This window comes from Halomicrobium mukohataei DSM 12286, assembly GCF_000023965.1.
In the GTDB taxonomy this organism is placed as follows: domain Archaea; phylum Halobacteriota; class Halobacteria; order Halobacteriales; family Haloarculaceae; genus Halomicrobium; species Halomicrobium mukohataei.
Map to the genome: position 1 here is coordinate 1,607,746 of NC_013202.1, position 14,923 is coordinate 1,622,668.

Below are 14,923 nucleotides of genomic sequence, written 5' to 3' on the forward strand. Positions count from 1 at the left end.
GCCCCCCTGGAAAATCTCCCTCACATGTTCGGGACGGTGCAGTCGGTCGTGGCGCTCCAAGCTGTTCGTATGAGCGTCTCACACGACGACGTCGAGCCCGTGACCGACCACGTCCACGAGAACTCCTGGTCGGTGAACCTCGAACAGCCAGCCCACGGCGACGACCGCGACCTCGTCGTGGCCCAGGCGATCGACGCGATCGAACACACGGCCTCGGGCAACCACGTCAACCTCGTCACGCACGGCGAGCACGGCCACCCGGAGACGTACCTCTACGACGCCCTCGAAGCGCGCGAGGACGTGACCTACGACTACGTCGAACAGTGTGGCTGTGGCGGCCACGTGGTCCGCGTCCAGGTGCAATGAGGGGCGTCGACGTCGAGGAACGGCCGCTGGTGCTGATCTGGGAGCTGACACAGGCCTGTGGGCTGACCTGCAAGCACTGCCGGGCCGACGCCCGGCCCGAGCGTCATCCCGACGAGCTCACGACCGCCGAGGGCAAGCGGTTGCTCGATCAGGCCGCCGACTTCGGCGACGGCCAGCTGGTCGTGCTCTCGGGGGGCGACCCGCTCGTGCGCGACGACGTGACCGAACTCGTCGAGTACGGTACCCGGCAGGGACTGGGAATGACACTGACCCCCAGCGGCACCGAGTCGCTGACCCCGGAGCGCATCGAAGCCCTGCAGGACGCCGGGCTCCGCCGGATGGCCCTCTCTCTGGACGGTGGCGACGCCGACTCCCACGACGCCTTCCGCGGCGAGTCCGGGAGCTTCGAGGCGACGCTCGCGGCCGCCGAGGCCGCCCGTGAGACCGATCTCCCCTTGCAGATCAACACGACGGTGTGTGCCGAGACGGTCGACCAGCTGCCGGCGATCCGGGAACTCGTGGCCGACCTCGGTGCGGTCATGTGGTCGGTGTTCTTCCTCGTCCCGGTCGGTCGGGGTCGGGTGCTGACCCAGATCAGCCCCGACCGGGCCGAGCGAGTGATGGAGTGGCTCCACGAGGTCTCCGAGTCGGAGCCGTTCGGCCTCAAGACGACGGAAGCACCCCACTATCGACGGGTGACCATCGAGCGAGAGCGCGACGGAGAGGCCGGAGAGAACGACGGGCTCCAGCGTCGCACCGGCATCCGCGCGGGCCAGGGCTTTGCCTTCGTCAGTCACACCGGCGAGATGTACCCCTCGGGGTTCCTCCCGGAGTCGGCCGGCAACGTCCGCTCGGAGGGCGTCGTCGATCTGTATCGAGAGTCGGCGCTGTTTCAGCGCCTCCGTGACGACAGTGCCCTGGAAGGCAAATGCGGTGCCTGCCCCTACCGCGGGGTCTGTGGCGGGAGCCGTTCGCGGGCGTACGCGGCGACCGGCGACCCGATGGGCAGCGATCCGCTGTGTTCGTTCGTGCCCGACGAGTACGACGGTCCGCTCCCCGCGACCCACGGGGAGCGCGTTCCCACAGACTGAGAACACGCGTTTCCCGTTTTACTGTGGGAACGCCAATTAGCGGCTATGTCCGAGGGACTTCGCGTCGAGCTGGCGATCGACTCGCCCGAGGCCTGCCCCGTCGCCGACGCCTCCGAGCGGGTCGACGGGTCGGTCACGAACGTCACGCGTTCGACCGGCGGCGAAGCGGTCGTCGAAGAGTTCTCCGCGCCCGCCGGAACGGACGTGGGCGAGGCCGTCGAACCGCTCTTCGAGAACGGCTCGGAGGCGCGCTATCGCTTCCGGCGCGATCCCGACCAGGACTGTTTCTGTGACGCCGTCGAGACGTTCGACTGTGCGGTCAGCGACATCCAGGCGGAGGACGGGCAAGTCATCGCCACGGCCCACGTCGACGACGCGGCCCAGGTGCGTGCAGTCGTCGAGGAACTCCGGGACGCGTTCGGCGACGTGGCCCTGCGCTCGCTGCACCAGCACGGCGAGGGGACGCTGGGGGACGCCGTCGTCGTCGACCGCGGACAGCTGACCGATCGACAGCGCGAAGTGCTGGAAACCGCCCACGAGATGGGCTATTTCGACTATCCGAAAGGCGCGAACGCCGGTGAGGTCGCCGAGGCGCTCGACATCTCCGTCTCGACGCTGGCCGAGCACCTCGCGGCCGCCCAGACCAAACTGCTCGACGACGTACTGCCCTAGACCGTCTTTCGTCGCCGCGTCGTCGCCCTCATCCGCGGGCGACGAACGCGCTCGCGAGCAGGGAGGCGTAGCCGACTGCCCCCGCGAGCACGGCCAGCCGTCCGACCGGGGTCGCGCTCGGCACGACCAGACCCGCGAGCTGGCACAGGAGTCCAGCCGCGAGAAGCGAGACACTGGCCAGCGCCGTCCGGTCGTTCGACCCCGGCCAGACGCCCACCGACGGGGGGTAGAACTGCAGGGCCGCACCGACGATCGTCAGGCCCAGAAAGCCCACGAGCGCGAACTGGTAGTGCAGAGTCACCACCGCGGGGGCTCGCCCGACGAAGACGAGGTGTGTGGCCAGACCGACCGCGACGACGCCCGCGGCGACGCCCGCGAGGACGGCCCGCAGTCCGACCCGCGTGCGGTCGGAGCGTCGGTACAGCAGTCCGTAGGCGAGCGCGAAGCCGAGGATCGCGACCGCCTCGAGGATCGCGCCGACCACCAGGAACGGTCCGCCGTCCAGCCCGGTCGCGAGGAGTGCGGGGCCGACGCTGCCGGCACCGAGGACGACGAGCACGAGCGCACGTGGGGGGTGTGCGACCAGAAACCGCGGGAACAGCCGGAAGCCGACGGCAAACACCAGCAGCGCCGCCCCGCCCGCCCCCAGCAGGTGTGAGATCCGAGCCGGGACACCGCCCAGTGGCGCTGGGAGCCCGACCGCACCCGCGAACAGCGCGTAGCTCCCGACCGACAGATAGCCAGCGACGAACGGGACCGCGGCGTTGCTGACGCGATCGATCGGACGCCGATCGGACTGGTGGTCGCCGGTGGCAGTCTCCCGACCGGTGAGATTGTCCCGAACGGTCCAGCCGAGTGCGCCGAGCCAGACGAGGACACCGGCGAACCACGCCGCCGCGCCGACCGTCGACACGACGCCGGGAACGCCCGGCCGCGTGCCGGCTGCCAGCGCGACGACGCCGACGACGGAGAGGGGAAACTGGACGGCCGGGGCTCGCGGCGTCGCCAGCGTCCGGTCGAAGTACGACGGGATCAGCGCGTAGGACTTCCCGAAGACCGTGTGCAAGACGAAGCCGTACAGCAACAGGACGACCGCCGGCCGTCGTCCGACGCCGAGCGGCGCGAGGACCGCCCAGGCGACGAGCGCGGCCGCGCCTGCCCCGACGAACCGTCGCGACCACCGCGAGACCCGTGGTGGCGACATCGTCGGATCGACGCCCGCCGTCGGCCTAAAGCTACGGGCGAACGACTGGGGTTGGGGCTACTCCAGTTCCCGCTCGCGCTCCTGGCTGGCCCGCTCGCGGTACTCTTCGACGTCTTCGAGCGTCTCGGTCTCCAGCAGTCGGTCGAGCTTGCGCTCGAACTGCTCGTCGGTGAGCTCGCCTTCGGCGTAGCGACGGCGCAGCGCCTCCAGTGGGATCTCGTTCGGACTGTCGGCTTCCCGCTCCGATTCGTCTCTCGTCGTCTCGCCAGATACAGTGCCGGTCACGTCGTCGGCCCACTCCTCTCGGTCTTCCTCGTCGCCGAACAGGGTCGCGGTCAGTGGAACGAACACGGCGTATCCGACGATCAGCGCCGGGAGCCACCACTCCTGTCCGGTGAACAGACCGATCATCCAGATGCCGGTCACCAGCATGGAGACGATCCCCGTGGCGTTCTCGCGGGCGCGGTCGATCGGCGTCTCCTCGCTCATTGGTCGTGGTTCTCGGGAGACGGTTATAATGGTGGCGAGAGCGTCACTCGTCGCCGGAGAGGGGTTCGATCGGGACCCCGCCGACGCGCTCGCCCGGTGCCACGTCGCGGTTGACGAACGAGTGGGCGGCGACCGTCGCACCGTCGCCGATCGTCACGCCCGGCCGCGTCGAGGAGCCGTGTCCCAGGGTCACGTCGTCGCCGATCTCGACGGGGCCGACGTGCCACTCGTCGGTGTACCCCTCGTGGGTGAGCAGCTTCGTCCCCCAGCCGATCAGCGATCCCTCGCCGATCGTGATCTTCTCCGGGAAGAACGGGTCGACGACGACGGCCGGCGCGAGCACTGAGCCCGACCCGATCTCGACGCCGAAGGCCCGATAGACCGGGTTCTTGGCGATCGGTGGCAGGTGTTTACACAGTTCGAAGACGTAGTAGGTCAGGCCGAACCGGATCGGATTCCGTATCTGGTACCAGCCAGCGGCCGGTACGTCGCGGCGTTCGACGCTGTCGTCGACGGTCGACCGCTTCGCTTCGCGTCCGTCCATGCCCGTCGTAGGCGCGCCGTCGACAAGTCGGTTCCTCCGACGACGCCGGCAGCGTCACTCGACCGACGCGAGGGCCTCGGTGTCGCCCAGCGCCGGATAGTCCTCGAAGATCGCGGTGGCGGTGTGTTCGCCGCTGATGAGACACATCGGCATCCCGATCCCCGGCGTCGTGTAGGCCCCGGTGTAGTAGAAGCCGTCCAGTGGACCGCGGTGACTCGGTCGGAAGGGACCGGTCTGGAACAGGGTGTGTGCGAGACCCAGCGCCGTCCCGTCGGGGTCACCGTAGCGGTCGGCGAACTCGCTGACGCAGGCCGTCGTCTCCGAGACGATCCGATCGCGGAGGTCCACGCCGGTGTGTTCTGCCAGATCCGTGAGGACCTGCTCGCGGAACCGCTCGCGCACGTCCGGAGCGTCGTCGAGACCCGGAGCGATCGGGACGAGCGCGACGACCGCGTGGTGTCCGTCGGGAGCGACGGTGTCGTCGGTCTTCGAGGTCACCGAGAGGTAGTAGGCCGGATCGTCGGGCCAGCGCGGCTCGTCGAAGATCGCCTCGAAGTGGTCCGACCAGTCCGTCGGCAAGACGAGCGTGTGATGTTCGAGCGGGTCCACGTCGCCCTCGACGCCGAGATACAGCAAGAACGCCGACGGCGCGTAGGTCTGGTCGTCCCAGTATCCGGGGTCGTGTGCGCGGTCCCGGTCGTCGAGCAGCGCTCGCTCGGTGTCGGCCGGGTTGGCGTTGCTGACGACGAGGTCGCTCTCTACGAGGCCGTCGTCGGTCGACAGTTCGAACTGACCGGCCTCGCCGCCGACGTGCTGGACCTCGACGCCGGTCCGGATGGTGACGCCTTGCTCGCGGGCCAGCTCCGCCAGCGCGTCGACGACGCCAGCGATACCCCCCTCCGGGTAGAAGACGTTCAGGTTCAGGTCGACGTGACTCATGATCGAGTACAGCGCAGGGGTGTTGTACGGCGAGCCACCGAGGAAGACGAGGGTGTACTCCAGGAGCTGACGGAGCTTCGGGTGCTCGACGTAGCGGCTCACGTAGTCGTCTATGTTCCCGAACAGGCGATAGCGCGGTGCCATCGGGAGCAGGTCGGTGTCGACGAACTCTCGGAGTCGCTCACGGCCCTCGTAGACGACGCGATCCATCGCCAGCTCGTAGTTGCGCTCGGCGTCGTCGAGGTACGCGGCGAGTGCCTCGCCGGCCCCCTCCTCGTAGGACTCGAAGATCGCCTCGACGCGGTCGCGATCGGGCGGGACCGTCACGCTGTCGCCGTCCTTCCAGCACACCCGGTACTGTGGATCGAGTCGCTCCAGTTCGTAGTAGTCACCCGGTTCGCGGTCGAAGTGAGCGAAGAACCGCTCGAACACGTCGGGCATCAGGTACCAGGACGGTCCCGTGTCGAACCGGAACCCGTCGCGTTCGAGTACACCGGCGTGACCCCCGACCCGGTCGTGGCGTTCGAGGAGTCGCACGTCCAGTCCTGCCCGTCCGAGGTACGCGGCCGCCGAGAGGCCGCCGAACCCGCCGCCGATCACCGTCACCGTCGGATCGCCCGAGCGCCGACTTTGCATGCCCGTCGCTAGCGGTCCCGTCGTTTTGAGGGCACCTGCCGTTCCCACACACTGGGAGTTAGGTATTCCACTTTTTTCACGAACGACGCTAGGGTCCGACGATGCGCCCGACGGAGACCCTCTCGGCGTGGCGGCTGTACCGGGACGTGGACACACACCCGTCGCTCGGACTCTCTCGGGCCGCACTGCTGGTCTTGCTGGTCGGGTTCGGCGGGCTCGCACTCGCCGGGATCGAGGTTCCGCTCCGGGCCCAGATGGTCGTCTACCTCGTCGGGATGGTCGCGCTGAACCTCCCACACGGCGGGTACGAGCACTTCGAGAACCTCCGGCGGCGACGGCCGACGGTCCGGTGGCGGTACGTCGGAGCGTACCTGCTGGCCATCGGTGCCTTCGTGGGACTCTTTTTGCTCGCGCCGGTCGCGGGGCTCGCGCTCGCCCTGGTGGTCGCGATGGCGAAAGGCGGGCTCGGTGGGCTCCACGTGCTCGCGGCGACGAGTGGGACCGGACACCTGCAGACCCGTCCACAGCGTGCGCTCGCGATCGCCGTCCGGGGCGGTGCGGTCATGCTCGTCCCCATCGTCTTCCACCCGACGACGTTCCACAGCTTCAGCTCGCTCATGGTCGGGCTCGTCGAACCCGGCGCGCTCGCGGCCTACAGCGGCCAGTTCGACCTGACCCGGCGCGTGATCGCCGTCGGCTACGCGCTCGCGCTGGGCGCGCACGTCGGACTGGGCTACGTCCGGGGCGGCGGCCGCTCGTGGCTCGTCGACGCGGGCGAGTCCGTCCTGCTGGCCGCGTACTTCGCCGTCGTGCCCGTGCTGGTCGCGGTCGGTCTGTACTTCCCGTTCTGGTACTCGGCCCGCCAGGTCGCTCGGACGGCGACCGTCGAGGCCGAACCGGTCGGCGACGACGAGTGGGATCTGGTCGGGGGCAGCTCGGCGTCGACGGTGGCGCTGCGCGCGTGGGGCATCCTGATCGCCGGTGCGCTGGCGACGTTCGCCGTGCTCGCGGTCGTCTACTGGCTGTTCCCCAACCCCCTCGCCGGTACCGCCGCACTCCCCGGTGCAGTCGCGTTCTGGAGCGTCTTCATCAGTATCGTCGCGCTCCCACACGTCCTCGTGGGCTCGCTGCTGGACCGCGACCGGGGCATCTGGTACGTTCCCTGACTACGGCAGCGTGAACGGCTGCCAGCCGTCCGGCTGACCGCGCAGGCCGCGCACGCGCAACTCGCCGTCGGCGTCGCCGTCCTCCGGTTCCCGGACTTCGATCCGCCCGTCGGCCACCTGACTGATCGTGTTGACCGTCTTCGTGTCGTGAGTCGTCGGATCGATCGAGAACAGCCCCAGTCCACCGGCGCTGTCGATCCGACCCGAGAGCGTCTGGACGAACCGGAACAGCGCCCGCATGTCGACGTACATCGACAGCGACGAGAGGCTGACCAGCCCGGTCCGGACGCGGCCGTCGGCGGCGTCGGCGTACAGCGACTCGTACAGCGCCGAGAAGCGCATCCCGATGCCGGTGAGGTCGCTCTGGGTCGAGATCGACCTGACCCTGAGATCGAACTGCGACTCGGCGAGGTCCTGTCCGGTACAGTCGATGACGCCCGCCCGGTCGGTGTCGAACGACGGGTGGAGTCGACGGCAGCTGTCGAGCAGCGTCTCGCAGCTCTGGTTGGTCGAGACGAACAGCATGCCGTCGCCCGTCTCCGTCCCGTCGGCGACCATCGAGCGGACGAGGTCCTCGGCGCGGCTCAGCGCCGGCCCGGCGACCAGCACGGTCGAACCCGCCTCGATCGGTTCGATCGGGACGCCGTCGCCGAACTCGTAGACGCCGTCGGCTCCGCCGCTCATGGCTCTTCTCCGTCCGTCTCGACGCCGCCGTCCAGTCGGGCGTGGAGTTCGATCACGTCCATGGCGACGGCCGCCAGATCGCGGAGATACGCTTCGTCGGCCGCCGAGAACGAACGCGGCTCGTCGTCGTAGATACACAGCGGCCCGATCACGAGCCCGCTCCTGGTCACGAGGTTCGCGCCCAGGTACGCCCGGATCCCCATGTCCAGGAGCGTGTCGCTGCGGGACTCGAAGCGCGGGTCCTCGGTCACGTCCTCGACGGCGAGCACGTCGTCGTCTTCGACGATCGTGAACGTACAGATAGAGTCCTGCCGGTCCATCGTGTCCCACTCGTTGGCCCCGCCGTAGCAGGCCAGAAAGTCCTGACTGTGCTCGCTGATGATGTTGATCGAGGCGCGCTCGACCGAGAAGTGCGTGGCCGCCAGGTCGGTGATGCGGTCCAGGGATTCGAGCAGTGCCCGATCGTCGAGATCGTACGACTGGAGGGCCGCCAGCCGCTCGCGTTCGTTCTGTGGCAGCGGGTACGAGGCCTGTGACTTGCCCTCAACAGTCGTCTGGAGCAGTCTGGCCAGTCGTTCGGTCCCGAACACCGAGCCCTTGCCGACGTACTCGGTGATGGTCCCGCGCAGTTCGTCGGTGCTGATGGCGTCCGGAGCGGCGTCAGTATAGAGGATACAGCCCGCGTCCGGCGCGGTGTCACGGACCGCAGTCACCAGTTCCAGGCCCGTTCCGTCGGCCAGGTCGTACTCCGTGACGACGGCGGCCAGGTCGGTCGAGACGGCTGTTGTCGCGTCGTCGAGGGTCGCCGCGGTCTCGAAGACCGGGTCGAACTCCGTGAGCTCGGTCCGGAGCCGTTCGACCGTGTCCTGGCGGGCGTCCTCGTCGGGATCGACACAGAGGATGCGATGAGACGGCATGCTGTTGGCTACATCGTCTGCCACGAGCGGTATGTACGTACTGGCCGAAGTATCAACAGCGAAAACTGCGCGCCCTACTCAGTGCCAAGCACCGCGTCGAGCGTCGCGTCGTCGACGTGGCGGCCTTCCCGGCCCGCCGTGTAGGTCTTTGCGACGGCGATGGCCCGTCCGGTCCGGGAGTCGCCCAGATCCGGCGAGAGCTCCGACTCCAGCAGGTCGGTCGTCCACGAGCACTCCTCGTAGTCGATTTCACCGGCGACGAGGCCCAGACACAGCGAGACGACGATGTCGTTCATCGCGTCGGTGACGAACGCCGGGGTCGCTCCGCTGATCGCTCCCAGCTGCTCTACGTCGACCTGCGTCCCGTTGACCGTCGCAGCGAACACGACCGAGCCGGCGGCCAGCTCGGGGGCCGTGTAGTCGCCGTCCGGTTCGTCGGCCGCGTACCGTTCGAGCGTCCGCCGACTCTCCTCGGCGACGGCGTCGGAGAGTTCCAGTTCGGCGACGAGATCCGAGACGATCTCCGCCGGGCTGGGGCTGGGGATGTCCGCGTCGATTGCCTCGTCCAGCGCGCCCAGCGTCTGCACGACCGCGCGGGCCTCGACGGGCCGGTGGGCGGCCACGTCCCCAGCGTCGGTGTCGGCCTCGTTCAGTCGCAGCCCCGCGACGAGTGTCGCACCCGCCAGCTCGGTCGCGTTCGACACGTCGACCTCGCCGACGGCGTCGCCCACCATCCCGCGAGCGAGCAGGCGCGTCGGCGCGTCGACGTCGAGCTCCTCGACCAGCGCGTCGATCTCGTCTTCGACCGCTTGGACGGTCACGTCGGGCTCTGCCTCTGTCACCGCGGTCTCGGGTTCGTCGCCCGCGTCTCCCGGTGTCGGCCCGGAAGGAGTCTCGCCGTCCGCGTCTCCCGGTGTCGGCCCGGAAGGAGTCTCGCCGTCCGCGTCTCCCGGTGTCGGCCCGGAGGGAGTCTCGCCGTCCGCGTCTCCCGGTGTGGTCTCGTCGGGCTCTGCAGCCGACTGCTCCTCTGCTTCGCCAGCGCCGTCGGTGGCCGTCGCGGCTTCGGCCGGCTGGGCGACCTGTCCCTCCGTCTCGGCGCTCATCTGGTAGCGCTCGTCTTGCAGTCGGTCACCGAGCAGGCGTTTGAGCGCCTCCGCGCGGTTCTCGATCGCCACGCGGCTGGTCTTCGAGGCCCCGCTGAGGACGTTCTGTACGTCCTCCGCGTCGTGGCCGTTGACCAGCGCCGCCAGCGACAGCGCACCCCCGGCGGTCGCCCCCGGCGAGCGCCCGTTCGCGATCACCTCGGGATTCAGCTCGAAGGCGTCAAGCAGGATCCGGTGTGCCACGTCGACCAGCGAGTCGGGCATCTCGACGGCCAGGCCCAGGCGGTCGGCGAGCGCCTGTGGCTTGGGCGGGACCTCGTCGACGTCGAGGTAGACGCTCGCGGTGTCGAGTTGCTGCTCGGTGATCGTGATCTCTCGGTCGTCGAGCAGCTCGGACCACGCGCTCGCGACCGTCTCCTCGTCGACCGGGAGCCCGTCCTCGCGAGCCGACAGGACCAGTGCCGCCGCAAGGAAGTCGTCGATGTTCCCCTCGTCGATCTCGGGCTTGTTGCGCAGCTGTCCCAGCCGGACCTGAGTGATCTGTAACGTCTCTTTCGGTATCTGGAGTTGCTCGCAGACGCGGAGCAACCGATCCTCGACGCCGTCTCCTGCACTACTTGCCATAGTGCAGTCGTTCACGCTTCACTGTCTTAACTTTTGGATGCTCGAACCGCCGATCGGAGCCGGCGCGGGACCGTCGCCGTCCCGGACCGTCGAGCGGCGGCTCCCCTCACCGCTCGTCTGCTGGCCCGAGGCCGGGGACGGCGACGGCCGCTTCGAGCCGATCCATCGCCAGCGCGGTCGTCAACACCAGCGCGAGATACAGAACCGCCACGACGACGTAGGTGTCGGTGACCCGGAAGCTATCGGAGGCGATGATCCGGGCCTGTCGGAACAGCTCGGGCACGGTGATGAACGCGGCCAGCGAGGAGTACTTGATGAGATAGACGAACTCGTTGGTCCAGCCGGGAATCGCGTAGCGCAACCCCTGTGGCAGGACGACGTGGCGGATCCCCGCCGCCTTCGAGAGGCCGATCGATCGGGCGGCCACGAGTTGTCCGCTGTCGACCGACTGGAGCGCGCCCCGGATGTACTCGGCCTGGTAGGCCGAGGAGTTGATCGTGAAGCCGACGATCGCCACGAAGACGGCCGCCCGTGGCACGGCTCCCTCGCCGACGAGCCCGAGCCCCTCGATCTCCTCTGCCAGGGGGAGCCCGTAGTACAGTAAGAACAGCTGGGCGAGCAGCGGCGTCCCGCGAACGAGCTCCGTGTACGCGAGCGAGACGGTGCCGACGATCCGCCCGCCGTAGACCCGCGCGACGGAGAGCGGGACGGCGATCGCCAGTCCGAGCACCATCGACGCGAGCGTCAGGTACACCGTGATGAAGGCACCGGCGGCCATCGCCGGCCCGCCCTCGATGGCGAAGGCAGTCAGTTCGAACGGCCAGGCGAGCCACTCCGCGAGGAGTCCGAGCGGCCCCAGATCGGCACCGACAGCGGTCAGGGTCTCGGCGGCGTTCGCGAACGGTGCGGTCGGGAGCCACGGCTCGCGAGCGAGCACCGCCGTCTCCGAGCGGATCAGGTCCGGGACGCCAAGCGCCGTGGCGACGGCGTCGAGGACCGTGTTGTGGTAGGCCCAGCGCAGCGACAGCCACGTCCAGAAGACGACGCCGACGGTCACGACGGCGACGCGTCGCCGGCCCGGCAGATCGCCGACGGCGGCGGGTTGGGTCTGGTCCGTGCTCATCAGTGGATCTCTGTGAGGTCGCCCAGGAACTCGCGTGTGCGGTCGTGTTCGGGGTCGTCGAACAGCTGTTCGGGCGGTCCCCGTTCGACGATCCGCCCGTCGTCGAGGAAGGTGAGCGTCGTGGCCGCAGAGCGGGCAAAGCCCATCTCGTGGGTGACACACAGCATCGTCATCCCCTCGTCGGCCAGGTCGTTCATCACGCCCAGCACCTCGCCGATCAGTTCCGGGTCCAGCGCGCTGGTGGGTTCGTCGAAGAGGATGAGCTCCGGGTCCATCGCCAGCGAGCGAGCGATCCCGACCCGCTGTTTCTGGCCGCCGGACAGCTCTGCCGGGTAGGAGTCTGCCTGCTCGGCCAGCCCGACGCGGTCGAGGAACTCCATCGCGCGGTCGTGGGCCTCGCCGCTCGGGAGATCGAGCACCTCGGTCAGCCCCAGCGTGACGTTGCCCACCGCGGTGCGGTGCGCGAAGAGATTGAAGTCCTGAAACACCATCCCGACCCGTCGCCGGAGGTCGTTCTCGTCCATCGCGTGGACGTCCTCGCCGTCGAGGAAGATCGACCCGCCGTCGATCTCGGTGAGACGGTTGATACAGCGCAACAGGGTGGACTTGCCCGATCCGCTCGGGCCGACGATCACGTCCACGTCCCGTGTGTCCATCTCGAACCCGACGCCGTGCAGTACCTCCTCTTTCCCGTACGATTTCTCGACGTCTTCGAGTCGAAGTAGGCTCATTCGTTGCCTCCTGGGATCGCGTAGCGGTCGTGTAGTCGATCGAGCGTCCGGTTTGTCGCGACGGTCAACACGAAGTAGATCGCGGTGATCGTGAGGATGACCTCCATCACGGCGGTGCCCCGGCCGGGCTGGAGATAGAGGTTCTCGGCCCGAGTCAGGAGCTCCGCCAGTCCGATCGCGAAGGCGACGCTGGTGTCTTTCAGCACGATCGTGAACTCGTTTTGAAAGCCGGGGATCGAGCGCCGGATCGCCTGCGGGAAGATCACGTGGCGGATGGCCTGGAGCTTGCTCATGCCGATCGAGCGGGCCCCCTCCATCTGACCTTCGCTGATCGACTGTATCGCGCCCCGGAACACTTGGCTCTGGTAGGCCCCGCTACGGAGCCCGAGCGCCAGCGCCGCCGCGAGAAACGGCGTCACCTGGATGTCGAGCGCCGGCACGGTGCCAAGCTGTGGGATCGGGAGCCCGAAGTACAGCACCACGACGAGCACGACGATCGGCGTACCACGGAAGACGACGCCGACGGTGCCGACCACCGACCGGAGCGAGTCCGGCCCGTACACCTCGATCGCCCCCATCGGGAATCCGGCCAGAAACCCCAGCGAGAGACTGGTGATCGTCAGCAACACCGTGACGATCGTTCCCAGCAGCAGGAAGTCCGCGTTGCTGGCGACGAAGAGCCAATCGCTGCTTTGCAACACGATCCCCGCCATCTATCTCACTCGAACCACTCGCCGACGAGCTCGTCGTATGTACCGTCGTCGCGCAGTTCCGCGAGCGCGTCGTTCAGATCGCTCAGGCGCTCGTCGTCGGGACGCATCCCCATGCCGAACTGCTCGCCGGTGTCGATGACGAACGCGATCGCGACCGCACGGTCGCCCGCGAAGCTCCCGGCCACGGGCTCGTCGACGATCACGGCGTCGACGTTGCCGTTTTCGAGGTCCTGGGCTGCCAGCGTGTAGTTGTCGTAGCGCCGGAGGTCGTCTTCGGCGACGAGTCCGTCCTCGACGAGTGCCTCCGCCTCGCCCTCGCCCGTGGTGCCGCCCTGGGCACCGACGCGGACGCCTTCGAGATCCTCGACCGACTCCGGCTGGAACTCGCCGCCTTCCTGGACGAGGACGGCCTGGCTGGACTCCCAGTAGGGGTCGGTGAAGTCGATCTGCTCCTGGCGGTCCGGGCCGATCGTCATGCCGGCGGCGATCAGATCGATATCGCCGTCCAGCACCGACGGGATCAGCGACTCGAAGGCGATGTCCTGCCACTCGCCGACCTCGTAGCCGGCCCGGTCGATGACCGTCTCGGCCAGCTCGATGTCGAAGCCGACCAGTTCGCCGTCCTCGGTGTACTCGAACGGCGGGAACCCGGAGTTCGTCCCGGGAACGATCGTCTCCGTGTTCTCCTCGCTACTCGAACAGCCGGCGATCGCCGTCGTGGCTCCGAGAGCCCCGACGGTCTTCATGTACGCCCGCCGATCCATACTGTACGTACGAGCCATACCGATTGATCGGTAGAGCCACTGTTGAACGTTTCGGGCCTGTTCTGGATGGTCTATCATGCCGACGGCGGTGATCGGCATTTTTCGAGGGCGGGCGAGGGGGTAATCACTCGCGGCTCTGCTTCGTATCTGAACACCGCCGTCTCCGTGGCGGGACCATTTATGTTCGCGCGTACCACACGGGTGAGCATGGAACAGCTATCCTCGTGTTACTTCTGTGGAGCCGCCCTCGACGCCCAGATCGAGCCGTACCAGGTCGTGCCGGCGTCGCTGGAGCCGACCGACGACCAGCAGCGAGCCGTCTCGCTGTGTCCGAGCTGTCGCCAGAAGCTCGCACACGTCGTCGAGACCGTCGTCGAAGCCAGCGACGACGGGGACGCCACCGCGGCCATGGACGACGTGTCGGATCTCGACCCCGATGGAACGCTCCTCGACGACGAGCCAGGCACCGCGACCGGAGTCGACGACTCCGTGGCCGACGGCCAGTCGACGGACGCGAGCAACGACACGAAACCGGAACCGGAACCGGAACCCGCACACGAGGGGCGATCCGACGACGGTAGTGAGCCGTCCCAGTCCGACGCCGACGGACAGGCCCAGCGCACGGGGTCGCGTCACTCTCACAACGGGACGGGCGACGAGCAGGGTGTCGATCGCCGCCGCGACGGCGAGACGCGAACGGACCGTGCCCCGGACGAACGTCGGGCCGAGAGCAGCGAGCGACGCGACGGTGCCGGTCCGCGACGAGACGGCCGGGGCGCAGCCGACGACGCCGAGGCCGACCGGACACAGCAGACTCACAGTGCCGGCGACACGGGCGAGGACGACGACGGACCGTCGCTGACGGCACTGGAGTACAACAAGGTGATGCGACTCCTCCAGAACCGTGAGTTCCCGGTCGAACGCGCCGAGATCCACGACATCGCGACGAGCGCCTACGAGATCAGCGACCGGGAGTTCGACGCGATCATCGACGCCGCGATCGAGCGCGGCCTCATCGACGAGGAGAACGGTACGCTCGTGAGCGGCGACTGATCGCGATCACTCGACTCGCTGCGTGTAGGTCACCTGTTTCTCGGTGAAGCCGTTGTCCTCGTAGAAGCTGCGCGCCCCCTCGTTGGCCCACTCATACGGAAAGT

16 protein-coding genes are annotated in these 14,923 nt (G+C 68.4%); 5 read left to right on the forward strand and 11 right to left on the reverse strand.

Features of this window, described 5'->3' with window-relative positions; genetic code table 11:
* The first annotated feature begins 69 nt into the window (after nucleotides 1-69).
* The 3 genes from HMUK_RS08015 to HMUK_RS08025 are packed head-to-tail and all read left to right on the forward strand — an operon-like array spanning nucleotide 70 to nucleotide 2,129.
* On the forward strand, nucleotides 70-366 hold the full coding sequence (locus HMUK_RS08015; protein ID WP_174259121.1) for a CGCGG family putative rSAM-modified RiPP protein: 297 nt from the start codon (nucleotides 70-72) through the stop codon (nucleotides 364-366).
* The gene (locus tag HMUK_RS08020; protein WP_015762637.1) at nucleotides 363-1,457 is read left to right on the forward strand and encodes a radical SAM protein; all 1,095 of its coding nucleotides are present in this window, start codon (nucleotides 363-365) and stop codon (nucleotides 1,455-1,457) included. The genes HMUK_RS08015 and HMUK_RS08020 overlap by 4 nt, the downstream gene beginning before the upstream one ends.
* Before the next feature lie 45 nt (nucleotides 1,458-1,502).
* On the forward strand, nucleotides 1,503-2,129 hold the full coding sequence (locus HMUK_RS08025; RefSeq protein WP_015762638.1) for a helix-turn-helix domain-containing protein: 627 nt from the start codon (nucleotides 1,503-1,505) through the stop codon (nucleotides 2,127-2,129).
* Between the two features lie 28 nt (nucleotides 2,130-2,157).
* Here HMUK_RS08025 and HMUK_RS08030 read toward each other — a convergent pair whose 3' ends face one another.
* The 4 genes from HMUK_RS08030 to HMUK_RS08045 are packed head-to-tail and all read right to left on the reverse strand — an operon-like array spanning nucleotide 2,158 to nucleotide 5,941.
* On the reverse strand, nucleotides 2,158-3,333 hold the full coding sequence (locus HMUK_RS08030) for a hypothetical protein (RefSeq protein WP_015762639.1): 1,176 nt from the start codon (nucleotides 3,331-3,333) through the stop codon (nucleotides 2,158-2,160).
* A gap of 57 nt (nucleotides 3,334-3,390) precedes the next feature.
* Entirely contained in the window at nucleotides 3,391-3,822 is a 432-nt protein-coding gene (locus HMUK_RS08035) for an SHOCT domain-containing protein (RefSeq protein ID WP_015762640.1), read from the reverse strand.
* 43 nt (nucleotides 3,823-3,865) lie between these two features.
* Nucleotides 3,866-4,366, reverse strand: coding sequence for an acyltransferase (locus HMUK_RS08040; RefSeq protein ID WP_015762641.1), 501 nt, complete (start codon nucleotides 4,364-4,366; stop codon nucleotides 3,866-3,868).
* Nucleotides 4,367-4,420: 54 nt separating this feature from the next.
* On the reverse strand, nucleotides 4,421-5,941 hold the full coding sequence (locus tag HMUK_RS08045) for a phytoene desaturase family protein (protein ID WP_015762642.1): 1,521 nt from the start codon (nucleotides 5,939-5,941) through the stop codon (nucleotides 4,421-4,423).
* A 101-nt stretch (nucleotides 5,942-6,042) separates the two neighbouring features.
* Between HMUK_RS08045 and HMUK_RS08050 the strand changes: the two genes are divergently transcribed.
* Nucleotides 6,043-7,107 (forward strand): Brp/Blh family beta-carotene 15,15'-dioxygenase, encoded by a 1,065-nt coding sequence (locus tag HMUK_RS08050; protein WP_015762643.1) that lies wholly within the window; start codon nucleotides 6,043-6,045, stop codon nucleotides 7,105-7,107.
* Here HMUK_RS08050 and HMUK_RS08055 read toward each other — a convergent pair whose 3' ends face one another.
* The 7 genes from HMUK_RS08055 to HMUK_RS08085 all read right to left on the reverse strand — a co-directional run bounded on the left by HMUK_RS08055 (nucleotide 7,108) and on the right by HMUK_RS08085 (nucleotide 13,784).
* Nucleotides 7,108-7,791 carry an RAD55 family ATPase gene (locus tag HMUK_RS08055; protein ID WP_015762644.1) on the reverse strand — a complete coding sequence of 228 codons (684 nt, stop codon included), beginning with the start codon at nucleotides 7,789-7,791 and terminating at the stop codon, nucleotides 7,108-7,110.
* Nucleotides 7,788-8,732: a GAF domain-containing protein gene (locus tag HMUK_RS08060; RefSeq protein WP_223270942.1), complete on the reverse strand. Its 945-nt coding sequence runs from the start codon at nucleotides 8,730-8,732 to the stop codon at nucleotides 7,788-7,790. The genes HMUK_RS08055 and HMUK_RS08060 overlap by 4 nt, the downstream gene beginning before the upstream one ends.
* A gap of 50 nt (nucleotides 8,733-8,782) precedes the next feature.
* Nucleotides 8,783-10,435, reverse strand: coding sequence for a hypothetical protein (locus tag HMUK_RS08065; protein ID WP_015762646.1), 1,653 nt, complete (start codon nucleotides 10,433-10,435; stop codon nucleotides 8,783-8,785).
* Nucleotides 10,436-10,541: 106 nt separating this feature from the next.
* The gene (locus HMUK_RS08070) at nucleotides 10,542-11,558 is read right to left on the reverse strand and encodes an amino acid ABC transporter permease (RefSeq protein ID WP_015762647.1); all 1,017 of its coding nucleotides are present in this window, start codon (nucleotides 11,556-11,558) and stop codon (nucleotides 10,542-10,544) included.
* Nucleotides 11,558-12,289 carry an amino acid ABC transporter ATP-binding protein gene (locus HMUK_RS08075; protein ID WP_015762648.1) on the reverse strand — a complete coding sequence of 244 codons (732 nt, stop codon included), beginning with the start codon at nucleotides 12,287-12,289 and terminating at the stop codon, nucleotides 11,558-11,560. Before HMUK_RS08075 ends, HMUK_RS08070 begins: the two co-directional genes overlap by 1 nt.
* Nucleotides 12,286-13,002, reverse strand: a complete 717-nt coding sequence (locus tag HMUK_RS08080) for an amino acid ABC transporter permease (RefSeq protein ID WP_015762649.1) — start codon at nucleotides 13,000-13,002, stop codon at nucleotides 12,286-12,288. Before HMUK_RS08080 ends, HMUK_RS08075 begins: the two co-directional genes overlap by 4 nt.
* Before the next feature lie 5 nt (nucleotides 13,003-13,007).
* A complete protein-coding gene (locus HMUK_RS08085; RefSeq protein ID WP_015762650.1) occupies nucleotides 13,008-13,784 on the reverse strand; it encodes a basic amino acid ABC transporter substrate-binding protein in 777 nt (258 codons plus the stop codon).
* A gap of 189 nt (nucleotides 13,785-13,973) precedes the next feature.
* On the opposite strand from HMUK_RS08085, the gene HMUK_RS08090 reads away from it, so the two are divergent.
* Nucleotides 13,974-14,819 (forward strand): hypothetical protein, encoded by an 846-nt coding sequence (locus tag HMUK_RS08090; RefSeq protein WP_126967179.1) that lies wholly within the window; start codon nucleotides 13,974-13,976, stop codon nucleotides 14,817-14,819.
* Nucleotides 14,820-14,923: the final 104 nt, after the last annotated feature.